General features: G+C 39.8%; 22 protein-coding genes and 2 pseudogenes. 13 read left to right on the forward strand and 11 right to left on the reverse strand.

All coding sequences use genetic code 11. The annotated features are described in order from the left end of the window. Positions 1-46: 46 nt before the first annotated feature. On the forward strand, positions 47-946 hold the full coding sequence (locus M028_RS0105095) for a TIGR01777 family oxidoreductase (protein WP_026572942.1): 900 nt from the start codon (positions 47-49) through the stop codon (positions 944-946). A 65-nt stretch (positions 947-1011) separates the two neighbouring features. On the opposite strand, the gene M028_RS0105100 is transcribed toward M028_RS0105095, so the two are convergent. The 6 genes from M028_RS0105100 to M028_RS0105125 form a co-directional block, all read right to left on the reverse strand. Beyond that, positions 1012-2355 (reverse strand): TldD/PmbA family protein, encoded by a 1344-nt coding sequence (locus M028_RS0105100; RefSeq protein WP_026572943.1) that lies wholly within the window; start codon positions 2353-2355, stop codon positions 1012-1014. Positions 2356-2359: 4 nt separating this feature from the next. Beyond that, positions 2360-3748, reverse strand: a complete 1389-nt coding sequence (locus M028_RS0105105; RefSeq protein ID WP_026572944.1) for a TldD/PmbA family protein — start codon at positions 3746-3748, stop codon at positions 2360-2362. A 152-nt stretch (positions 3749-3900) separates the two neighbouring features. After that, positions 3901-4983, reverse strand: coding sequence for a GerAB/ArcD/ProY family transporter (locus M028_RS0105110; RefSeq protein WP_026572945.1), 1083 nt, complete (start codon positions 4981-4983; stop codon positions 3901-3903). Positions 4984-5017: 34 nt separating this feature from the next. Further along, positions 5018-5245 (reverse strand): hypothetical protein, encoded by a 228-nt coding sequence (locus tag M028_RS0105115; protein WP_026572946.1) that lies wholly within the window; start codon positions 5243-5245, stop codon positions 5018-5020. Next, entirely contained in the window at positions 5242-6426 is a 1185-nt protein-coding gene (locus tag M028_RS0105120; RefSeq protein ID WP_197031376.1) for a Ger(x)C family spore germination protein, read from the reverse strand. The genes M028_RS0105115 and M028_RS0105120 overlap by 4 nt, the downstream gene beginning before the upstream one ends. 11 nt (positions 6427-6437) lie before the next feature. Beyond that, the gene (locus M028_RS0105125) at positions 6438-8006 is read right to left on the reverse strand and encodes a spore germination protein (protein ID WP_026572948.1); all 1569 of its coding nucleotides are present in this window, start codon (positions 8004-8006) and stop codon (positions 6438-6440) included. A 124-nt stretch (positions 8007-8130) separates the two neighbouring features. On the opposite strand from M028_RS0105125, the gene M028_RS0105130 reads away from it, so the two are divergent. From M028_RS0105130 to M028_RS0105145, 3 genes are all read left to right on the forward strand, one after another. Then, positions 8131-8328 (forward strand): hypothetical protein, encoded by a 198-nt coding sequence (locus M028_RS0105130; RefSeq protein WP_026572949.1) that lies wholly within the window; start codon positions 8131-8133, stop codon positions 8326-8328. Positions 8329-8476: 148 nt separating this feature from the next. After that, the gene (locus M028_RS0105135; RefSeq protein WP_026572950.1) at positions 8477-8980 is read left to right on the forward strand and encodes a hypothetical protein; all 504 of its coding nucleotides are present in this window, start codon (positions 8477-8479) and stop codon (positions 8978-8980) included. 453 nt (positions 8981-9433) lie between these two features. After that, positions 9434-10516: an inorganic phosphate transporter gene (locus M028_RS0105145; protein WP_026572951.1), complete on the forward strand. Its 1083-nt coding sequence runs from the start codon at positions 9434-9436 to the stop codon at positions 10514-10516. Between the two features lie 61 nt (positions 10517-10577). Here M028_RS0105145 and M028_RS33275 read toward each other — a convergent pair whose 3' ends face one another. Together M028_RS33275 and purF are read right to left on the reverse strand one after the other, a co-directional pair. Further along, positions 10578-10736: a hypothetical protein gene (locus tag M028_RS33275; protein WP_197031379.1), complete on the reverse strand. Its 159-nt coding sequence runs from the start codon at positions 10734-10736 to the stop codon at positions 10578-10580. 639 nt (positions 10737-11375) lie between these two features. Beyond that, complete coding sequence (gene purF / locus M028_RS0105155) at positions 11376-12755, reverse strand: amidophosphoribosyltransferase (protein ID WP_026572952.1); 1380 nt, start codon at positions 12753-12755, stop codon at positions 11376-11378. Positions 12756-12888: 133 nt separating this feature from the next. Here purF and M028_RS32630 point away from each other — a divergent pair. The 3 genes and pseudogenes from M028_RS32630 to M028_RS29465 form a co-directional block, all read left to right on the forward strand. Next, positions 12889-12987, forward strand: a pseudogene (locus M028_RS32630) (phosphoribosylaminoimidazolesuccinocarboxamide synthase); the annotation flags it as partial. Next, entirely contained in the window at positions 12980-13072 is a 93-nt protein-coding gene (locus M028_RS31945; RefSeq protein WP_155925466.1) for a phosphoribosylformylglycinamidine synthase subunit PurS, read from the forward strand. The pseudogene M028_RS32630 and the gene M028_RS31945, both read left to right, overlap by 8 nt. A 57-nt stretch (positions 13073-13129) precedes the next feature. Further along, positions 13130-13860: pseudogene (locus M028_RS29465) on the forward strand (AIR synthase-related protein); the annotation flags it as partial. 781 nt (positions 13861-14641) lie between these two features. On the opposite strand, the gene M028_RS0105180 reads toward M028_RS29465, so the two are convergent. The 3 genes from M028_RS0105180 to M028_RS0105190 form a co-directional block, all read right to left on the reverse strand. Next, positions 14642-16954 (reverse strand): thiamine pyrophosphate-dependent enzyme, encoded by a 2313-nt coding sequence (locus tag M028_RS0105180; RefSeq protein WP_026572955.1) that lies wholly within the window; start codon positions 16952-16954, stop codon positions 14642-14644. 19 nt (positions 16955-16973) lie between these two features. After that, entirely contained in the window at positions 16974-17984 is a 1011-nt protein-coding gene (locus tag M028_RS0105185) for a 2-oxoacid:acceptor oxidoreductase family protein (protein ID WP_026572956.1), read from the reverse strand. A 252-nt stretch (positions 17985-18236) separates the two neighbouring features. Beyond that, positions 18237-18710: a hypothetical protein gene (locus M028_RS0105190; RefSeq protein ID WP_026572957.1), complete on the reverse strand. Its 474-nt coding sequence runs from the start codon at positions 18708-18710 to the stop codon at positions 18237-18239. 289 nt (positions 18711-18999) lie between these two features. Between M028_RS0105190 and M028_RS0105195 the strand changes: the two genes are divergently transcribed. The 6 genes from M028_RS0105195 (at position 19000) to M028_RS0105220 (ending at position 23901) form a co-directional block, all read left to right on the forward strand. Beyond that, positions 19000-19719 (forward strand): TerC family protein, encoded by a 720-nt coding sequence (locus M028_RS0105195; RefSeq protein WP_035423781.1) that lies wholly within the window; start codon positions 19000-19002, stop codon positions 19717-19719. Between the two features lie 71 nt (positions 19720-19790). After that, a complete protein-coding gene (locus M028_RS0105200) occupies positions 19791-20171 on the forward strand; it encodes a hypothetical protein (protein ID WP_026572959.1) in 381 nt (126 codons plus the stop codon). A 136-nt stretch (positions 20172-20307) separates the two neighbouring features. Then, positions 20308-20469: a hypothetical protein gene (locus tag M028_RS32635; RefSeq protein WP_155925468.1), complete on the forward strand. Its 162-nt coding sequence runs from the start codon at positions 20308-20310 to the stop codon at positions 20467-20469. Positions 20470-20985: 516 nt separating this feature from the next. Beyond that, entirely contained in the window at positions 20986-21186 is a 201-nt protein-coding gene (locus M028_RS0105210; RefSeq protein WP_026572960.1) for a hypothetical protein, read from the forward strand. Positions 21187-21250: 64 nt separating this feature from the next. Beyond that, the gene (locus tag M028_RS0105215; RefSeq protein WP_026572961.1) at positions 21251-23446 is read left to right on the forward strand and encodes a transglycosylase domain-containing protein; all 2196 of its coding nucleotides are present in this window, start codon (positions 21251-21253) and stop codon (positions 23444-23446) included. A 143-nt stretch (positions 23447-23589) separates the two neighbouring features. Next, on the forward strand, positions 23590-23901 hold the full coding sequence (locus tag M028_RS0105220; protein WP_026572962.1) for a hypothetical protein: 312 nt from the start codon (positions 23590-23592) through the stop codon (positions 23899-23901).

Raw genomic sequence — 23901 nt, forward strand, 5'->3', positions numbered from 1 at the left:
AGAGAAAAAGATTCTATTAGAATCGAATCTTGATAGGAGTGAAAGCATGAAAATTCTTATTTCAGGCGGTTCAGGGTTTATTGGACAAAAATTAACGGAGCTTCTTTTTAAAAAGGGCCATGATATCATGATTTTGACAAGAAAAGCGAAACCATCGAATGGTAAAATTAAGTTCGTTCAATGGCTTAAGGAAGGTTCGTCCCCAGAAAAAGAGATTGGCAGGGTAGACGTGGTGATTAATCTTGCAGGTGTATCGATCAATGATGGCCGCTGGACCGAAAATCACCAACGGCAAATCTATGAAAGCCGAATGACTGCGACTGCTGAGTTGTTAAGAATCGTTGAGGCTTTTTCAGAAAAGCCGTCTGTTTTTATCAATGCAAGTGCGATTGGAATTTACCCTCCGTCCTTTGATACTGTTTATACGGAAAAATCAACGGAGGTGGCCGATGACTTTCTTGGCCGAACCGTTCATGATTGGGAAAGAAAAGCGGCTGAGATGATGGAGCATGGAATCCGTACAGTCTTTATGAGATTTGGTGTTGTTTTGGGAAATGAGGGAGGAGCGCTTCCTCTTATGGCGTTGCCTTATCGGTTGTTCATGGGTGGTACAGTTGGTTCGGGTGAGCAGTGGGTTTCATGGGTACATATAACGGATGTTGTCCAATCAATTGTTTTTGCGATTGAAAACAATCGTTTGAATGGCCCTGTTAATGTTACCGCACCAAATCCAAAAAGGATGAAAGATTTCGGTAAGACGATTGGAGTTGTTTTACATCGTCCGCATTGGTTTCCGGTACCTGCCTTATTAATGAAGGCAGCTCTAGGGAAAAAAAGCTCGCTTGTTCTTGAAGGTCAACATGTTTTACCTAAAGTATTGATGAATGAAGGTTTTGAGTTCAAGTTTCCTATACTCGAATCTGCTTTAAAGGAATTATTCCATTAAGAAAAAAGTTAGTCCCCCACCGCATTAACGCAGCGGGGGATTGACTTTAAAACTGACCCCCAAAATTACTCCACGGTTACCGACAACGACTTCACCAATATCGATGGGGATCCTACTGGTGTCAGCGGAAAGGTTAAATCTGAACCGATTTCTTCAACGTCCTGTAATAGCTGATAAAAGTTACCGGCAATTGTCATTAAATTTACTGGAAAGGCAATCTTGCCATCCATCACATAGAAACCATTCGCTGCAAGCGAAAAATCGCCTGAAACTGTATTCGCACCAGAATGCAAGCCTGATAGACCCGTGATCAAAACACCTTCTCCCATAGCAGCAAGCAAATCATCAAACGATGACTGGGCAGGCTCGATATATAAATTCGATGGCCCCACTTTGACCGCACTCTTATAGGAATCTTTATAGGCATGACCCGTTGTAACTGTCGAATCCTTTTTAGCTGTCTTCTGATTATGCAGTAAGGAATTTAACACACCGTTTTCTACCAATGTCAATCTCGTAGAAGCAACACCCTCGCTATCAAATGTTCGACTTGCGAGACCATCCGCTAAGAATGGATGATCGACAATCGTGATCTTATCAGTAGCAATTTGCTTCCCAAGCTTATTTTTTAATGAAGAAATCCCCGCTTGCGTATTTTCCGCAGAAAAATTAGCAGCATAAGTCGCCAACAGATGCGCTGCAGCATCATTTCTCAAAAGGACCGGATAATCTTTGCTTTCGATATTCCTTGAGCCTAGCTGTGAGAGTGCTTCATTTGCAGCTTTTTTGGCAATTTCCTTGGCATTTAAGCTTTGAAAATCCTTGGTAACTTCAAATTCAAATGAGGTTTTCGTTTCCTCGCCATCTTTCACAATCACTTCGACCATGACGGTTAAATGATTCATTCTATCGCTTAAGGACAGGCCCTTATTATTCATTAAATTTTTTGTCATGGATTCTGTTCGTACCATACAATAATCTGTCGCCGCAATCCTTAGGTCAAACGCATAGATTTCACGTTCAATCTCTTTAATCAATTGGATTTTTTCAGCAGCTGTTACCTCATTTAAGGATGGAGAGTAAAAGTTAGCTTTTTCATACTGAGCGCTTCCGGCAAAGATTTCCTCTACTTCATCCTCCTGCACCAAACGAGCATTTTCCTTCGCATTCTCAATCAAAAAGGGGATCGAAGCATCATCTAATTTCTCAGAATAGGCATAGCCCATTTTTCCATTTATGATCCCACGGAAAGAAACGCCGTTATCTTCGGCAATTTCGTAAATGTCGATTTCACCTTTGAAAACCTGACAGCCGAATATTTCCTTGTTTTCATAATAAATCTCAACATCTGTAAAACCACTGCATACGGCTTGTGAAAATAGCTTTGCTTGGAATTCTTGAATGTTCATTTGTTTATTCCCCCTTTGTCCCGCCGACCGTCATTTCGCTTACCCGAATCATTGGCTGGCCAACATTTACTGGGATACTCCCACTTGAGGCACCGCACATTCCGGCGCCATGTCCCAAATTATTCCCAACCATATCCACAAGCTGTAAGGTTTTCGGACCATTTCCGATTAAGGTTGCTCCCTTTAGCGGCTTTCCGAGTATTCCATTTTTTACTTCGTACGCTTCCGCAACGGCAAAGTTGTAATCACCTGTCGCCGGATTAACCTGTCCGCCGCCCATATATTTTGTATAAATACCATGTTCCGTGTTCGCAATGATTTCTTCTGGCGTTGATTTTCCCGGAGCAATATACGTATTGGTCATCCGAGAGGTAGGGGAAAAACGGAATGATTGTCTTCTTCCGGAACCTGTTGATTCCATTCCCATCCTACGTGAATTAAACTTATCAATTAAATAGCCTTTTAAAATACCATTTTCAATGAGGATATTTTTTCGGGCTTTTTCACCCTCATCATCAATATTGATCGAGCCCCACTCATTTTGCAGTGTTCCGTCATCAATATATGTAACGATTTCTGGTGCAACCCGTTCGCCAATGCGGTTCGCGAAAACGGAATTGTTTTTCGCTACAGCGGTCGCTTCTAATCCATGTCCGCAAGCCTCGTGAAAAATAACACCGCCAAATTCATTATCAATAATCACTGGAAATTTCCCGCTTGGACATGGATTGGCATCTAGCATCGTCACTGCCATTCGAGATGCCTCTTTTGAATAGTGGTCCAGGTTTAGGTTTTCAAAAAATTCAAAGCCTTGATGGGCACCTGGTCCATAGAAGCCTGTTTCCATTTGGTTGTCCCTTACAGCTACAGCCTGGATGGCAAGCCTGGAGCGGACCCGTTTATCTTCAATGAATTTACCTTCGGAATTGGCAATCAGAACATTTTGTTCTTCATCCATATATCGGACGGTTACTTGTGAAATACTAGAGTGATAGTTTTTGGCGGTATCAAAAGCATTTTTCATAATGGTGATTTTTCTTGATTTATCTACCTCTAGGGGCAGAAGGTGAACTGGATGACTGGATTCGAAGGATTCTTGGATGAATGGGGCAGGTTGGATGATTGAATTTCCGCTAATGGCTTGAGCAGCATTTTTGGCTGCTTTTAAAAGGCTGTCTTTTCGAAAATCTGTTGTATAGGCATAAACACTCTGCAATCCTTTAAAAACACGAATGCCTATTCCAAAGTCGCGGCCGGAAAGGCATGTTTCTACTTTACCGCTTCTAAGTGACATATTATTCGTGAAACGATCCTCCACAAATAGTTCAGAAAAGTCACCGCCGGTAGACAAGGCAGCTGTCAGTACGTCTTCAATTAAAGATTTACTAAGCATAGGGTCCCCCTTCGAATTAAAAGATTTGTATCCTCTTTGATTATATGTCTTGATTACCTATTCATACAAAGGAAATGTGTTATTTTGGTAAAAATAGTTATTTTTGAATAGATTAAAGAAATCCTCACTAATAGGATTACTAGTAAGGATTTCTAAACGCGCTTTCGGATGAAAGCGACACATAGGAGTAAAATAGGAATGAAAAGCTGAACCGTTAAAAAATAAAAGGGGACAGTGGTATTCATACCTTGAATCATCATCTGAAACGAGGGGATGGACCAGACTGAAAATAGGATAATTAAAATACCAATTGGAAGCACCATTTGTTTATAACTGGGCAGTTTTAGCCATTGTACTGTTCCAAGGACAAGCATATAAAAAAATGAAGAAAGTTGGACGAAACCACCAAGAACCCAAACCGCGATGACAATGGACTCGATATGTTCAAAGAATGAACCAATACTAATAAACCTTGCTGCCTCAAACACTGGAAATTGGATATTGGTAATAATTTCTCCAAATAAAAAAAGATTACCGAGATTGATAAAAACCATTGTCACAACACATGCCAGTACGGAGAATAACCCCCATTTCCTTGCACTTTTTTGGTTTGTTAAGAAGGGGAGCAGGAAGGACAATAACGAAAATTGACTTAACCAGGCATGTGGTGCAAGCGAACCTTTAAGAGAGGGAATCCACCCATCTTGCATAATTGGAAATAAATTCTTAAAGTTTAAATCAGGAATAAGAAAAACATAGATTAGGATATAAAGGACCAAAACGATTGGCATAAAAATCATAGCACATCTACCTATTACTTCAATGCCGCCATGCACGGCAATCGCACAAGAAAGGGCAATACTTGCAGTAACAATAACCATCGGTGTTTTATGCAAAAAGGCACTTCCAATAAATTCACCGTATTCACGAAATGCGATTGCCGTATCATGTAATAGAAAGAACAAGTAAATAAACCCAATGAACTTACCAAGAATTCGACCAAGGATGAGCTCGCTATATTCAATCAGTGTTTTCTTCGGGTATAACTTGTAAAGTTTAAGGATAATATATACGATTAAAAAACCACTCACTGAACCCCAAATGGGGGATAGCCATAAATCACGCTTTGCATGCTGTGCGGTGATATATGGAATGTAAAGAATAGCGGTTGCTACAACTGTTGCATACATAATGAGTGCCATTTGCAAGGAGGAAATCCTACCTTTTTCAACCATTTCTTTCATTCCTTTTCAAAAGATGGTAATAGCATTATGTTTCCCAAAAAGCTCCAACTGATTTATAAATAAATTCGATTAAATCTCCCGGCCCGGGAATTTTAGGAAATAAAATGAGTGTTGCAGCGAGAAACCAGTCAAACACGATGAACGCCAAAAATGTTTTTTGGACCTTTTGCCCATTTTCCTTTAGTTTCGGCCGATTATAAAGATAGAGAAGTAGTAAAAGAACGGTTACACCTATAATTTCTACCACATTCATTTGATTTCACCTCTTTTTCTGTTCCCAGAAGCTAAACCCGTTTTTTCAATTTGTACGTTTGTATTAAAGGAAATGACTACCTCCTGGAAAATCTTATTCCATTCATTTTTTTTAGTTTTCCATACTTCAGGGTACTCCCGTTGGAAAGCCTCTGCAAAACCAAAGATGTCTGCATTCAATTTTTTTTGGACTTCCAAAAAAGCTAATTGTTCCCGTTTTTCAATTGCCTGGATTGCCCTATATTCGGCTTCCTTTATATTTTCTGTCTTCATTAAATTAAGATTGGTTGTATTTTGGATCACATCTAAACCCGCATCTGTTTTAACGAGCATCTTCCATTTACCTTTTTTAATGGAAGGAACCAACTGATTATGGCTTCTTAATAAATTTAATGAAATATAACCCGGTTCGTTTTTAAACGAAATGGTAATAACACCTGAGTCCATTTCGTTTCTTGGCCAAAGAATTCCCCTTGTGGCTTTATCATCTAAGCGACCTACCATTTTATCCCCTTTTAATACTGCTACTCCATTCACGAACGGAATTTTTTTCTTATAGGAACCAAGATGTGTTGGAGGCAGCTCTTCAACCCATGGGAGAACGGCCGCTTCCGATTCACTTGATAACATTTGTGCCAAACTCTTCACGGTTACTTTCACACCGATTTGCGTTTTTACCATTTGCCGAAGTTGCTTGGCAATGTCTCTTTCCAATTCAGGCATAGACTCCAAAATTTGCTTTGCTTTTCCTTTCGAGACAAAAACATCGGCTCTAATTCGAGGCTCTGAATGTCGAACCCAAAAATCAATCTGATCACTAACACCTTCTTTGGCAAGTTTCTCACCAATCACAAGCACCTCATTTTGACCCCAAAATATCTTTCTGGTCAGTTCCTCTTGAAGTCGAGCCATCGCATCCGCAATGGTTTTGCCTTCGGCGGACCTAACAAAGGTTTGACCACTGCTTGTACCACTTGACATGCCACTTTGTTGTCCGCCTTCCGCAGGTCTAGGAATAAATACCTGGACGGAAAGTTCAATGCTATGATTTTTCCCTTTATCTATACCTGTGGCCATAATGAGTGCCAAATCGTTTACTTCCGTTCGATCCCAGCAACCCGTTAGAAATAGTATAGATGCGCAAAGCAGGAGTGTTAGAATTATAGATTTCTTTTTAAACACCGTGAAACCACTCATCCTTCCTCGCCGTTATTGCTTGGACCAGGTTGTTGATCAGGAGACTGTCGTCTTAATGCGGACGCTTCAGATGAATATAACTCTGGACGTGTATCCATAGCCCACCACGGAGCACGAATGAGAACATCTTTGAAATTTTGAACCTTTAGAGTTGCCGTCGTATTTAAGTATGGAACCCCAAAGGAACGGAGCGTGCAGAGGTGCGCAACAATGGCTGTTATACCAAGCATTACGCCAAGTAACCCTAACATGCCGGATAAAATCATAATCGGAAAGCGGAGTAAACGAATTGAAACCCCAGTCGCATATCGGGGCATTAAAAATGATGCCACTCCTGTGATCGCTACGACCATTACCATCGGTGATGATACAAGCCCTGCAGAGGTTGCCGCTTGTCCAATTACAAGAGCTCCCACAATACTAACAGCGGCACCTACTTGTTTCGGTAATCTTACCCCTGCTTCTCGCAATGCTTCAAAGGTGATTTCCATAATAAACGCCTCAATCAATGCCGGAAAGGGGATTTGTTCACGACTTTCGGCAATCGTTAAGAGAAGAGAGTTTGGTATCATTTCTTGATGATAGGTTAAAATCGCCACATAAGCAGAAGGTGCAAGCAAAGCGACGAAAAAGAAAACATAACGCAGCCAGCGGATAAAAGTGCTTATGTAAAAAGAATTATAGTAATCTTCAGGTGCTTGTAACATGCTGGCAAACGTACAGGGGGCAATAAGCACGAACGGAGTTCCGTCAATTAAGATGACAACACGCCCTTCTAAAAGGCAAGAGGCTGCTACATCTGGCCGCTCCGTTGTTAATAATTGCGGAAAAGGAGAAAATGGCCGATCTAGAATCATTTCCTCAATATATCCGCTTTCCAATATGCCATCCATATCAATACCCTTTAACCGATTGGTAACCTCTTGGATTAATGTGCTTTCTGCAATTCCTTCCATATAAGCAACAATTATTTGCGTTTCAGTGAACCGGCCGATGTCCATTTGTATCATTTTAAAGGAAGGATGACGAATCTTCCTGCGTAATAAGGAGGTATTGACTCGTAATGTTTCAACAAATCCTTCGCGGGGGCCACGAACCACCGACTCCGCTGAAGGTTCCTCAATTCCGCGTCTTTCCCACATCGGTAATCCGAGGGAAAATCCGTTTGTCTGTTGGTCCATCAATATGATTGGGTTTCCGATGGAAATTTGTTTGATCACATCGGAAATGAAGTAGATTTCCTTTACATCGGAAATCGCCATTTCGTTTTTTACTTTTTCTTTGACTGAATCTTGATTTAGGCATTTCATCCTTATTAGTGGCATTAGGACATGATGATCGATTTCTTCTGTATTTGAAAGTCCATCTATGTAAAGGAGTATGGCATTTGTCTGTCCACCAATTAAAAATTCTCGAAAAATCACATCTGAGCAATCATGATAAGCGGATTTTAAAATTTCTTTATTTTCATTCAACACTCGACTAAGTGGTATTTCCGGTATTTTATATAGAATTTTATCTAGTTTACGGCTTGAATAGTTGGGTTTTTTGTTCTTAAAATTCATCCGATGATTCCCCTTGAAAGTATTCAAGCCTATTCTTTCCATAGGAAGATTTACTATGCAATGCAGCTGTGCTTATATTCATATTTTGGAGGAATTTTGACCAGATACATACATAAGGAGGATTTTGGGTCCGAGTGTCATTGAAAAAGTAAGAGACCGTGTTCTCTGGAATTCTGTTTTGATTATGACGATGCTGACAGTTGCCATTCTGTTATTAATGACGATGAAATTAGCTTTAGCCAGTTCAATTATTAGTGATAGTTGCAGCCATTATTCTCGGATATATTTTATCAAAGATTGTGATAAGCCGGGCTTCTGCTAAAATTACCATTTCTACTGATACTTTTATAGAAAAATAATTTTTAAAATCCTCATTAGTAATTTCACTAGTGAGGTTTTTTTTGCTGAAAATGCTATTTTTTTATAAAATTAGATTTATCGAATGTAAGAGCTTTGTGGAGGAATTGGAAATGGTTAGAATAAAGACTGTAAAAGTGGATGGTGAGAGCATCCATATATTTAATAGTGCAATTTATATTTTTGAAAGCGACGGAAGGTATACTCTGCAGTTAGATTTAATAGTCAGTGAGGTTGCGGTAAAAAAATATAAAAAAGAAGATACGCTTATTATGGAAATAGAATTAGAGGATGGAAGAATCATTCATTCGATTATGTATGTGAAAATCCTCCCTGGGGGATTGCCGCAGTTAAATTTGTTCTGTGGGTTGGATGATACAGATGAATATGAAGATTTTCGGTATGTGAACGAAAATGATTCGTGGTATCCAAATATTGAAGAGGGCATAACAATCAAGGAAATTAGAAAAATAGAAATGCCTGATGAAGACATTAGTTTAAAATTAAAGCTGCCGATTGATCAGGTGGAATGGTTAAAATCTCAAAAAAAGGCGCGGTTACATGAGATGGTTAAGGAATTTATTTATGAGTATTGGGAAAAAGAGGGTCTTAAATAACAGGTAATTAATAATGTAAAAAGGGAAGTGGAAAGTTTTTTGGCTAAAGTGGAAAGTAAACATCATAAATGAAGGAAATTTCAGTAAAACGGAATAAAATTACCTGTGCCACGCATATGCCTGGCATTTTTTTAGTTAAAAAAAGTAATGAGCCAAGATTAAAAGGGAAGTGGAAAGTATTTTGAAAAAGTGGAGAGTAAAAAACCTAACTGAAAAGTATTTTGTTAAAAGTTGAAAATAAAAATGAAAGTGAACTTTTCCTACAGCCAAATCCAATACATTAACGATAACTTACTATATTTTTAAAAAATTCCCCAACATTTGAATTTTTCTAATTGATTATTGATAAATGGGACTGTATAATAATCTTCATATAATTATTCCTATCTGAATAGTATGGATTAAAGTTCAAAACATTAGGAATTTTAAAATGAATCATAAGGGGAGATTGAGATGTTTTGGACATACATAGCATTTATCATCGCATTCTTTTTTGCCATGAATATCGGGGCCAGCGGGACAGCTGCATCTATGGGTTCTCCGTATGGGGCAGGAGCCATTAAGGATAAGCGATTGGCGATGATTCTTGTGGCACTGGCAGCCTTTCTTGGCGCAGTACTTGGTGGTGGCGAAGTCGTCAAAACGATTGGAAAAGGAATAATTCCGACTTCGATACTCAGCATTGAAATGGTCGCCCTCATTCTTTGCGGAGCAACGTTAACCCTATTTATCGCCAATCTGATGGGAATCCCGCTATCAACCAGTGAGGTGACAGTAGGTGCGATAGTCGGTGCCGGAATTGCTTATAAAAAATTGTATTTTGATAGCCTTATAGTTATTGTTGCATTTTGGGTCATTGTTCCACTCGTCTCTTTCTTTATCACATTTTTGCTTGGAAAACTAATCTCCAAGGCTGAAAAACGGTGGATTGGGTTGACCAAACACGGAAAATGGAAAAAATGGCTAGCAATTTTACTCGTAATAGGAGGCTGTTTTGAAGCTTTTTCAGCTGGAATGAATAATGTAGCCAACGCCGTTGGACCGCTTGTCGGTGCCGGAATGCTGTCTGCAAATAAGGGAATTTGGATTGGCGGTCTTTTTGTAGCCATTGGAGCCATTTTATTAGGCGGTCGAGTTATTGAAACAAATGGAAAGAAAATCACCAAACTTTCGCTATTAGAAGGAAGCGCCGTTTCGTTTACAGGAGGAGCGCTTGTGACGGTTGCTTCACTTTTCGGATTACCAATTCCGCTGACACAGGTAACTACTTGCGGTATTTTAGGAATTGGCGTATCCCAAAAAGGGTTTGGGATTTGGCAAAAATCTGTCATCCAAAAGATCTTAAAGGTCTGGTTGATTTCACCGTTGGCGGCCCTAGTGATTTCCTATTTGCTCGTTAATCTCTTTATACAAGGCAATATGTATAATATTTTCATCATCTTGAGTACTTTTATTGCTGGATTAGGTGTATTAAGTCTTTATGCCAATGTCCGTAAGGAGAACAGTACGACCCATGATGAGGGTGGGGGAATCTAATCCATAAGGAGTAAATGAAGATAAATTTGAAGCCTCATTCCCTGTAGAATGAGGCTTTTTGCTATTTTTTATTTACTTGTTTACCGCTTTTCTTCTGGCTTTGAGAGCTTGAATTTCCAATTTGAAATTCACTGCCTAATTCAATGTCATTTCTATTGTCCTGTTTCTCAGTTTGATCTCGTGTTTGATCCCTATTTTTCATTCCCTGCTTAGACATCATGTTCCCCCCATTTCATTTCAAATTTAACCACTTTTATTATGTGCAAATATCATGGGGGTAATGTAACTCCAAAAAATAATAAAAATCCAGCATGATGGCTGGATTTCCTCCTTCATTGGGTATTGGTTTCGTTTCGTCAGTGCCCGTGAAGCTTGATTTTTTCAAGAAACGGGCACTATGAGTCCTCGTTAGTGCCCGTGAAGCTTAATTTTTCCAAGAAACGGGCACTATGAGCCCTCGTCAGTGCCCGTGAAGCTTAATTTTTTCAAGAAACGGGCACTATGAGCCCTCGTCAGTGCCTGTGAAGCTTAATTATTCCAAGAAACGGGCACTATGAACCCTCGTCAGTGCCCGTGAAGCTTAATTTTTTCAAGAAACGGGCACTATGAGCCCTCGTCAGTGCCTGTGAAGCTTAATTATTCCAAGAAACGGGCACTATGAACCCTCGTCAGTGCCCGTGAAGCTTAATTTTTTCAAGAAACGGGCACTATGAGCCCTCGTCAGTGCCCGTGAAGCTTAATTATTCCAAGAAACGGGCACTATGAACCCTCGTCAATGCCCGTGAAGCTTAATTATTCCAAGAAACGGGCACTATGAACCCTCATCAGTGCCCTCAAAGCTGTTATCTCCGGAACTTCATCATTTCAAGTACAATTTGGTTGGATATGCCCCACTAAAGCAAGCGATACAGCGACTGCTTGTTTCTGTGAGATCTACATCTACTGCCTCCAATAATCCTTCGGTGCTTAAAAAGGCTAAGCTATCTGCGCCGATGACTTGTCCCATTGCTTGTTCATGTTCATGCTTGTTCGCAAATAGCTCTTCTTTTGTCGGCATATCCACGCCATAAAAACACGGGTTTTTTACCATTGGCGAACTGATTCGAACATGGACCTCCTTGGCACCTGCTTGCCGAATCAAATCAACAATCCGCTTACTTGTCGTTCCTCGAACAATCGAATCATCAACTAAAACTACTCTTTTTCCTTCTAAAATTTCTTGTACAGCACTTAATTTCAGACGAACCGCCAAATCTCGCAATTCCTGAGTGGGTTCAATAAATGAACGTCCTGCATATGGGTTTTTAATTATTCCCATTTCATATGGAATTCCTGATTGCCAAGAAAAACCGAGGGCGGCTGGGACACTCGATTCCGGGACAGCAACCACAACATCTGCTTCTATTGGATGTTCTTTGGCTAAAATTTGTCCTAATTCTTTTCGAATGGCTAATACACTTCTTCCCTGAATGACACTATCAGCACGGGCAAAATAAACAAATTCAAAGGAACAAAGGGAAATGTCACCTTTTGCGGCAAACCTTCCTGTTTGAACCCCAGTTTCATCAACAAGAAGCCATTCACCTGGTTCAACATCTCTCCAAAACTTGGCATCAACTGCATTTAACGCACATGTTTCAGAAGCGGCGATAATGGAATCCCCAATTTTCCCAAGGCTAAGCGGCCTTAATCCGTGACGGTCCAGGCCAATTAACATTTGTTTTTCCGTCATAATGAGTACAGCAAAAGAACCGTCAAGCCGCTTGAGAACATCAGGTCCCGCTTGAGCAAAATATTTTTTACTTGATCGAGCAATTAAGTGAGCGATAATTTCTGTATCTGTTGTGGTTTGAAAGATGCTTCCTTGCTGTTGAAGGACATCTCTTTCAAATCTAGCATTCACAAGGTTTCCATTATGGGCTACCGCCAAATCCCCTTCGCTGTATTTAAAGACAAGGGGTTGTGCATTTTGCAGTAAGCTTTCTCCAGAGGTGGAATAACGCACATGGCCAATGGCCATATTTCCGGTGAGGTCATCGAGGATTTTACGACCAAATACTTGAGAAACCAATCCCATTCCCCGATGATGCCTGAATGATTTTCCATCGCTTGCTACGATCCCCGCACTTTCCTGACCGCGATGCTGAAGAGCATGAAGTCCATAATAAGTTAAATCAGCTGCTTTAGAGTGATTAAAGACTCCAAATACCCCGCATTTCTCCTGCATTTCCGAAATCATCTTGCTTCCTCCTATTGACATCATTTCTTTATTTTGGGCGTAGGGAGAATTTCTATCCTTTTTGGTTGAAAAAGTATAATCAGGCATTGGGGGAAGTCTAAAGTAAGTAACAAGTAAAAGGTGAGAAGAGATGGAAAAATTAGATAAAGATCGGTTCAGAAGAGATTTAGGTAACGTTAAAGAAGCCTATCAAGAAATTCTACGAAGAATTGGGGGTACTGTTGGTGTTTAAGGCCATCGTCTATGTATCTTTACGAGAACGCGTTTTGGATCCAAAAGGAAATGCGGTTCACGAATCTCTTCTTTCACTTGGGTAGTTTGTAATGGCTTTCAAATTTTAACAGAAGCGAGACTTTTACCTGGTGCGCTAAGGAGAAAATGTTGTTGCAGGAATTGCTGGGTATGGAAATTGTATGGGTATTCCAACGGTAGGAGGAGAGATTTACTTTGATTCCTCTTATGAGGGAAACCCCCTCGTAAATGCGATGTGTGTCGGATTGATCGATCAGATTCAAATTCTGAAAGGTGTAGCAAAAAGGATTGGGAACCCTGTCATCTATGTCGGTGCAGCCACCGGAAGAGATGGGATTCATGGGGCTACCTTCGCCTCAGAGGAGTTGAGCGAAAATTCCGAGGGCAAACGTCCAGCTGTTCAAGTTGGCGACCCTTTTATGGAAAAATTGTTACTGGAAGCAACATTAGAATTGATTGCTTCTGGTCATGTTGTCGGGATTCAAGATATGGGAGCAGCAAGATTAACCAGTTCCGTTCTGAAATGGCAAGTAAAGCGGGAAATGGCATTGAATAAAACCTTGACCTTGTTCCACAACGGGAAAAAGGAATGAGTGCTTACAAAATGATGTTATCGGAATCCAAAGAACGTATGCAGGTCGTTGCAAAAAAAGGAAAAAAAGAGGACGTAGAAGAGATTTTTAACAAATGGGAACTCCATTCTGCCGTAATTGGAAGTGTTACCGATGATAATCGACTTCGAATTCTACATCAAGGAGAAGTAGTGGCAGAAATTCCTGCGGATAAGCTGGCGGAAGATGCACCTGTGTATTGTAAGCCCGATAAAGTGGCTCCTTATTGTGAAAAATACGCAATTTTAGTCGTTGACACTAAGGATTCTCTGGCTATTTTAGACCACCTCCAAGGGTTGGGGGAAGCTGCATCTGTGATTGGAACAATACAAAGAGGGACCGAAGATGTCGTGTTCAAGAAGGAGTAATCATGAAAATTGCCGTTTTTGCTTCTGGAACGGGACCTAATCGACCTTGTTAATGCCCGCAGAGCGTGATTTTTTACCGAAGGGGAACTATGCGAGCTTATCAGTGCCCGTCAAGCTTATATTTTTTAAATAAACGGGCACTATGAGGGCTTATCAATGCCCGTCAAGCTTATATTTTCAAAAGAACGGGCACTATGAGGGCTTGTCAGTGCCCGTCAAGCTTATATTTTCAAAAGAACGGGCACTATGAGGGCTTATCAATGCCCGTCAAGCTTATATTTTCAAAAGAACGGGCACTATGAGGGCTTGTCAATGCCCGTCAAGCTTATATTTTCAAAAGAACGGGCACTATAAGGGCTTATCAATGCCCGTCAAGCTTATATTTCCAAAAGAACGGGCACTATGAGAGCTTATCAATGCCCGTCAAGCTTATATTTTCAAACGAACAGGCACTATGAGGGCTTATCAATGCCTGCAAAGCTTAAATTTTCATTCGCGCGGTGACTATGAGCGATAGTCAATGCCCGTAGAATCTGCTTTTTTAATTAAAAGGTCACTTATATATAAATTTCTTCCAAAACACTTCAAAATTCTTTGGCTTCATATAAACAATGCACACGAGACCATAAATCTCGTGTGCATTGCTTTACCCATTTTATAAATACGGACTTTCATGTTTCGCCTTCAGCCTCATCCAGCGGCGCTCCACTTCATCATCAAACATCTGCAGCATCTCTTTACTTTCCTCCCTTAGCAAATGCTTCGTTTTTCCCATCATCTGCAGCCATTCAGACACCGCAACCCGCTTACCCTTACTCTCAGGATCATACGTAACCGTCGTAATCCCGCGTTCCACCTCATAAAGAGGGAAGAAACATGAATTAACCGCCGCTTCCACAATCGTCTGGCCTAATTCATCCTTCGATTTCCAGTTCAATGGGCACGTAATCAAAATCTTGCCGTACACCAAACCTTCATTCTGCGCATACCACTGGGCTTTGGCAGCTTTTTTCAAGAGATCCCGGTCAAACGCTTCCGTTCCGGTAAACACATACGGAATATGGGTAGCGGCCATAATTTGTGCTGTATCCTTATGATGAAACGGCTTACCATTTTGGAAGCTGCCAACACTTGAGGTACTCGTCATATGGCCCATTGGCGTCGAATAGGACATCTGGCTGCCCGTGTTCATGTAGCCTTCGTTATCATACTCAAGGATAATCATTTTATGGTTGCGCAAGGCTGTACCGATTGCCGGCCCCATGCCAATATCCATACCGCCGTCACCCGTCACCATCACAAAGGTGAAATCATCGCTCAAGCCGAGGTCATCCAGCTCGCCCCTGCGTTTTCGTTCATGAAACATTTCGACAAGACCGGAGAGAGTAGCAGAACCATTTTGAAAGAGATTGTGGATATAGGTCGCTTTATGGGCACTATACGGGAACCCAGTTGTCACCACCATGGCACAGCCAGTATGGAAAAGGGCGACAATATCTCCTTCAATTCCTTTAAAAAACAATTCAAGTCCCGAGAAAATTCCACATCCAGGGCAGGCACCATGCCCGGAGGCGAGCCGTTTTGGCTTTTTCGTTAAACTTCGTAACGGCGGAATTTTCACCTTTAATTCACCGGTTTTTCCATCTTGAGTTACCGTGATTAAGCCGGTGTTCAAATCTTCTTTCTTCATTGGGTTTAAAACACGCTTTGGCGCATATTCAGGTCTTCCAGGATTATGGCCAAAATATTCAAATCCACGTTCCACCAAACCCTTCTTAGCGGCATCCAAAGCTAACTGGAAAAAATGCTCTGCATCATCGGCATAAAAATCCTTACCACCTAGGCCATATACTCTATTTACTACTTTCGTATGACTGTTCCCAAAGGTTTGCAAAGCTGCCCTTACTTCGAGTGCCATGTTTCCGCCATGGGCACCATAGGAGTCTGCTCGATCGCCAACTGTAAGCGCTTTTACATTTTTCAAGACTTCTACTAATTTTTGTTGCGGGAAGGGACGGATCATATTAGGAGAGATGACGCCAGCCTTTATCCCTTTTAAACGGAGCCTGTCGGCTACATCCTTACAAACTTCAGCGGCGGAATTTAACATAAACACTGCAATCTCTGCATCATCCATCCGATATAAATCTAGAACAGGATATTCGCGTCCTGTTAATTCTGCATACTCTTTTGAAATCTTTTCGAAAACCTGCTCCGCCTTATACATTGCTTCAGATTGCTGAAAGCAATTATTCATATAGTCCGGTTCATTCATGTAAGGCCCGATGGTGACCGGATTTTCCCGGTCCAAGGCATGAGGGAAGTGCCTTGGCGGTTCGCCAATAAACTGTTGTACATCTTTGCGATCCTTCACCACCTGTACCCGCCGTTTTTGGTGGGAGGTAAAATAACCGTCAAATGAAACCATAACGGGAAGCCGTACTTCTGGATCTTCTGCTAGTTTAATAGCCATAATATTCATATCATAGACAATTTGCGGATCACGTGCCATCAGAATTGGCCAGCCGGTATTCAAGGCGAAATATAAATCAGAATGATCGCCGTGGATGTTCAACGGTCCGGAAACGGAGCGGTTAACCAAATTTAAAACCATTGGAAAACGTGTACCAGATTGTACGGGCAGCTGTTCAAGCATATAGAGAAATCCATTTGCGCTGGTTGCGTTAAAAACCCGTCCTCCGCCTGTGGAAGCCCCGTAACAGATACCCGCGGAGCCGTGCTCGCCATCAGCCGGAATTAGAACAATATCGTGTTCGCCTTTGGCTTTCATGCTATCGAGGAACTGGGCAACCTCTGTAGAAGGGGAGATTGGATAATATCCCATCACATGATAATTAATTTGGTGGGCTGCATAGGCTGCCATTTCATTCCCGGATTCAAAAACAACGGTTTGTTCCGCAGCACCTTTGGGAACCTGTAATTTTTCTTGGTTTAAATCAATCGACATGTATATACCGCCCTTTCCTTTAATTTTGGTTCACTAAATCGAATAAATGGGGGACACGATTCTTGTCTGCGTAGCCATCATTGTATTCTCTTTCTCCTGATAAAGCTTCAACCGGGCAAGCTGTCACGCATTTTAAGCAGCCTTTGCAATATTGATAGTCAATCCCTTTCAGGAACATTTGCGGCCGGCCTCGTTTGTCATCTTTTTCCTCCCAAACAAAACAAAAGTCCGGACATGCCGTGTCACAGGCTGCGCAATTAATACACTTCTCTTCGTGAAAATGAGGGAGCATACCAGCGCGCGAAATACTTAAATCCTTTAAAATGCTGTTTCCCGGATTGGTGATTGTGCCGCCAATCGTTTGAGTTTCATAGCCAAGCAGTGGTTGCGCTCTTTTAAACGGTTTTAGTTCCGTGCTATTTTCTAGAGTATAGTTTTTGAATTTAACTTCTTGATAGCCACGATCAAATGTTCGGAGATTGGGTTCAACTAGGTGGGGGTATTTTTTCTCAAAGGTGCGGCGAATGGTTTGTTTCATGGACTCAGGGTCTAGGAAGTCTAAAATACGGTAAAGTGCCCCAAGCATTGCAGTATTGGCTTTGGTCTTTTCATCTAAGGCGATTCCAGTTGCATCAACAATGGCAATCGTACCGCTCGGTATTTTCATTTGTTGTTTAAGTTGATCGGGAGATTTTAAAGAATTTACTAAGATGGTGCTGTCAGGATAGATTCCACTTGTACAGTTGATCGATTTAAAAAGGGCATCATGGAAAATGCCGACCAAGTGAGGGCGCTCAATCGGTGTTGAATCTCGAATGGTGGTTTCAGGATCGCAAAATCGGATATGTGCTTTTACAGGGGAGCCTTTTTTTTCAGAACCGTAGGATGAAAAACCAACCCCATTTAGTCCGTTTCCAACGACTCCATCCTCGGAAAGTAATTTTCCCGCAAGATTTGCTCCTAATCCGCCGATCGATTCCAGTCGGATTTCAAAAAAACCTAATTCATTCACTTTTGGTAATTTTGACAAATAGATTCCTCCTATCCTAAGAATAGTATTAATATTATGAATTACCAATAAATGTAGCATCTTTATTGCAACAGGATAAAAAAATAATTACAACAGCCTCTATTTATAAATCATTTATATGTGTATTTCGGTGTGTTTATGTTGAGGTTATAAGGGTTTATAAAAAAATAAGAATTCAAGGTTGATGTAGCACAGTGATTTTACTGTTGTATAACAACAACACAAAAAAGTGAAGGAGTATTCCTTCACCTTTTATCTATAGTATAAAGATTTTCGAAACAGTTTATCATATAGCACTTGAAAACCATACATAAAAAATGATTTTACTAAAAAGAGCAATGATAATTGAAGTTTACTTAAACGAACAAGGGTGACGTAACCCATTTTTTTAAATAAATCTAGCCCCAAATAGGTAAAGATAGCATCGACGATAATATTGACTAAAAGGTATAAGTTAAACTTTCCGAAGGTGAATTTTAGGACCCAAAGGGAACCAACTAAAAATGGACCAAAGATTAATGGCATTTCACCTAATACATTCGGTTTAATTTTATATGGAAACCACCACCATTTTCGTTTCTCAGCTAACATACCTTCAAACATAAGATAAACACACATAAATAGTGCACTTGGTAGAAATCTTTTAACTGTTTTCCTACCAATAAGTGGAAGTGAAAGCCAGGGTAATATAAACATTAGCAGAATTAAAAATTTTGTATTTTTCATGCTAAAACATCCTTTATGGTATCTTAATATATTTATTTTTCCTATTTTAGGCAGGTTTATGTAGTATAAAATATTGCATTTCAAATATTGCAGCGATTGGAATAAAAAGGAAGGTAAATAGAAAAAATAATTAAAAATATACAAAAAAAGGAAATTGTCAAGTTTATTTTTAGAAAAGAATAAACGATGATAGGATTAAAAGTTCATTAATAAAAAGTCCAGACATACATATTAAAGGAGGACGACCTATAGATTAATTAAAACTGAATTTAAAGGGGAAAGAATCCTAATGGAATTTTTACAAGAATTAATCCATCATTTTAGCCCATTTTTGTCCTTAGAGGCTGTTGCAAAAATTATCTCAGATCCCGCTAGTTGGGGTGTTATTGGCACCCTTGTCCTTCTTGAGGGATTATTATCCGCCGATAATGCTGTTGTTTTGGCAGTTATGGTCAAACACCTGCCGAAGGACCAAAGAAAAAAAGCCTTATTCTATGGGATTTTTGGAGCCTATTTTTTCCGTATATTCGCAATTGGATTAGGGGTAACTCTAATCAATATCGCCTGGATTAAAATTATCTGCGGCCATTATCTGTTATGGATTGTATTTCATAACTTTATTAACAAAAAAGAGGAGGAAGGCGAAGTCCATGCTAAAAAAATGGGATTTTGGAGGACCGTTTTAACCGTGGAACTCATGGACATTGCTTTTAGTTTTGACAGTATTATTGCTGCTTTTGGTGTATCCAATCAAGTATGGGTTCTCTTTTTAGGTGGGGTGTTAGGAATCTTAATGATGCGCGGTGTGGCCCAAGTTTTCCTTACCTTGATTGAAAAAGTACCGGAGCTTGAAACAACGGCTTTTATCTTAATTGCGATTATCGGCGTAAAAATGATTGCCTCTGTATTTGGATTCCATCTTGACCAAATCGTCTTTTTCAGCACGTTAGTTGCCTTATTTTTAGGGACCTTTCTTGTTCATTTCTTTAGAAAAAAAATAATTTTGTAGGGTCCCTCCTGGTTGTTTCGCCGTTGCCCGAACCTTCATTTTTCATTTATTAATATATATGGAGAAAGTCGGTGGTTTTTTTGGCAAATGGATTTTATCATACGGAAGTTATTGATATCGTAACAAGCGTAACGGGAGGAGCAAAATGCAGGATGCATTTTCAACTGACGACAGAAAGTATGACTGGAGGGGGATTAACGACAATTACCTATACGATTACAAACTTTCTAGATTCAAACTGTATGATTTTTTACTTAACAGTAGATGAGCATTTGTTTCCTTTCGATCCGGGCATCGCTCCAGGCGGTATCGGAACCATTAAATTCTCCAGAAATGGTGCTTCTGTACCCGCAATCGGCAATGTCTATTTGGAATGCGGCGGCCTGGAATTTGAATTCGGTTCATTGTGTACCGCCGTGTTAAAGGGAGATTGCGGCGCTCCAACAGAATAACACTTTGAAGGGAGTTCCATCAGAATGGAGTTCAAGATTTTAATTTCCAGAAGTTCTATTTGGGATAATCCTATTTTCGAATAAAACTTGTTTATTTGTGCAGAATAATAACCATAAATTAATGGAGGTTATTATTTTGTTAAATAAAAAAACAAAGTTAACATCATTATTTTGGATAGCTATACTTGGTTTAATATTAACTACTATTTACACAATTGTCTTGGGTATTTTAGGTTATAGAACCATGAACAGGATTGATTTTATCTATAAAGAAAATAAACAAGGAAAAAATAGTTAGGATCAGGTCGCTCATTTGGGCGTTTTTTTTTGTCAATATTGGGATATTATACTAAAAGTAAATATATGGTGGGTGGGGTGTAATGGTTTATAACAATTTTTTATCTACCTACACTATAAAGCCTATTTATTATATGGAGTCCAGTATTTGTTTGAGAAAATAAAAAGCTTTAATTGACAAGACCGCTAAAATTGAAAACCCTTACTCGAAAAGGGAGTGGGCAAAAAAACCTGCGTTCAAAGTGCATTCTTTGAGCGTTTATTTATTTTCTTTTATTAAAAAGCAAAAAAAGAAGAATCTTTTTTATGGCAAAATATGACACCTCTTGGTACAATAATCATCAAAAATAAGTTCTAATCCAGTTAGGCCTGAAAAAATTTTATTTATACCCCCCTAAATCAAAGGGGCTGTGTCGAATGAATATCATTGTACGATAAACCTATTTTGATAGATAATGAGATTGTATTTTTAAAAATGATAAAAATGTTTTAGGAGTTTTTGAAAGGGAGATTTACATTGAAGGAATATATTGTTTGTTATACATTGGATCATGATATTAAACGCGTAAAAATTTTAAAAGATCAAGAGGTTAAAAAGGAAGAGATCAAACAAGAAGTGTTAGATAAGGTTCTCCAGCATTCTTACATTGTGGCAAATTGTGAACAAGGGGATTACCGGATCAATTCTTCCTCCATTCGATATATACGAGTTTTATAAAGCGTGATACAATGTTCACTTAGTAACAACATTGTGTAACTTATAGCAACGGGAGAGAGAAAGAATGTCAGAAACCTATCGCTACCGTGAGGAACGAAAACAAGCGGAAAGAGAAAAACAAAGAGAACAAAAAAAGAAAAAATCACCGAAAAAAGGTTCTCTATGGAAGAAAATTTTATTGGTTTGTCTTGTGCTAGGTGTCCTGTCCATTGGGGCAGGTGTCATTACGTTTGCTGCTATGGTTAAGGATGTTCCTTCATTGGATGCATCTAAACTTGTCGACCCGCTTTCAACGAAATTTTATGATCGAAACGGGAAGTTTCTTTATGAATACGGGAAGGAAAAGCGAACGAAAATCACCTATAATCAAGTTCCAAAACAGCTTGAACATGCCTTTATCGCCACAGAGGATTCGCATTTTTATGAACATCATGGAATCGACATTAAACGGACCGCGAAGGCAATCCTCTTAAATGTAACAGGAGACTTTGGTTCCCAAGGTGGAAGTACGATTACACAGCAAGTCATCAAAAGGTCATTTTTAACCCCAGAAAAAACAATAAAACGAAAGGTTCAGGAATGGTACCTGGCCTATAAATTGGAGCAAAAATATTCCAAACATGAGATTTTGATGATGTATTTTAATAATATTTATCTTGGCAACCGTTCCTACGGTGTTGCTGCGGCAGCAAAAAATTATTATGGAATCGACGCCAATGAATTAAATAAATTGACGCTTCCGGAAGCTGCGATGATTGCCGGTCTTCCGCAGAGCCCAAATAATTATGACCCGACAAAATCAATAAACAAAAAGGCTGCGACGAACCGTCGAAATCTGGTTCTAGCTTCCATGCACAAACAGGGTTATATTTCGAAGCAACAGATGCAGGATGCTATGAAGGTTCCCGTAACTAAGGGATTGGTGAAGAAAAAAAATGAAGGGATGCCATATGAAGCATTTCTTGATGCAGCTGTAAAAGAAGTGGAAGGAAAGCTTAAGGGTATTGATATTGGTACCGATGGTTTATCTATATATATGACCCTTGACCAAAATGCGCAGAAATATGCAGACAAAATGATGGACAGCAACGAAATTGTCGGCTATCCGAATGATCGATTCCAAGGAGCTTTTGTATTTTTAGATTCAAAAACAGGTGAAGTTCGAGCCATTGGAAGTGGTCGTAACGATTATAAGGCCGGATTCCGCGGCCACAATTTTGCAATTGATCTTGTCCGCCAACCAGGCTCTACTTTTAAGCCAATATTAGATTATGGTCCTGCGATTGAATATTTGAATTGGTCGACACATCATATGTTAAATGACCAACCGACAACTTATTCCACCGGCCAACAGATCCAAAACTGGGATCGTCGCTACCATGGGATGCTTTCAATGCGGACAGCATTGGAATGGTCGTATAATATTCCTGCCCTGCTCACGCTCCGCGAGGTAGGTATGGACCGGGCAAAAAACTTTGCAGAAAAATTGGGAATTACCTTTGATCACGATCAAATTTATGAGTCTTATGCTATTGGCGGAAATACGGTTAGTCCATTAGAAATGGCGGGTGCCTACAGTGCGTTTGCTAATCAAGGGGTATATAATCAGCCGCATTTTGTGACAAAAGTGGTGTTCCCAAATGGTAAGGTGGTCAGCTTTAAACCAAAACCAAAACAGGTTATGCATAATTATACGGCCTATATGATTACGGACATGCTTCGAGATGTTGTACATTCTGGGACAGGGAAGGCTGCCAATGTTCCTTGGCTGGATGTAGCCGGTAAAACAGGGACAACTAATTTTGATGCCCAGACAAGCTACCGTTATGGGTATCCACTTAATAATGTCGCAAAGGATAGTTGGTTTACAGGTTATACTCCACAATACACGATGTCTGTTTGGACGGGGTATGTGAAGAATGGCTCGGGTAACTATTTACCAGGAGATACAACACATATTGCGCAAATCATGTTTAGTAAAATGATGCAGAAATTTGGCACGGACAGTACAACCTTCCAGCAGCCGAATGATGTGTATCAAATGGGAAATGATCTTTATATTCGCGGTGCAGCCGAAGTTCCACCCCCACCTAAGCCGGTGGTGGTTCAGCCAAAAAAGACCCAAAAGATCGTGGAAAAGCAACAAAAAGTTCAGGAAAAACAACAGAAAGCTGAAGAAAAGCAACAGAAAAAACCTCCTGGACAACAAAAAAACCAAGAGAAAAAGCATGAAGGACACGGAAAAAATAAAAACCATTAAGTTCTGTAAAGACTGTCTGAATTCAGTTTCAGCAGTCTTTTTTTTTACTAAAACTGGAATAAAATGAAACAAAGTGAATAAACCAATTCTTCAAAGTTAACTCTATATACTAACGGTCAAATTGACGGTATGAGGTGTTTTCATTGCAAGATTGGTGGATTTATCAACATTTTATTAATACGCTGTGGTTTATCTTGTTCCTAATTTCCTTACCTACAGCACTGGGACTTTTCATCCTCTATTCCTATTTAAAAAATAATAAACAAAATGGTAGTCAGGAAAGTAATCAAAATAACCAGGACCAACAGCAAGATACTAGTCAAAATCAAAGTAAGCAGAGTAATCAAGAAAACCAAAACGATCAGCAAAAAGACAATCAAGAAAATCGAAACAATCAACAAGCAGACAATCAAGGAAATCAAACAAGTGGAACGAAACAAGAACAACCAACTTGA

Source organism: Bacillus sp. UNC438CL73TsuS30 (assembly GCF_000482325.1).
In the GTDB taxonomy this organism is placed as follows: domain Bacteria; phylum Bacillota; class Bacilli; order Bacillales; family Cytobacillaceae; genus Neobacillus.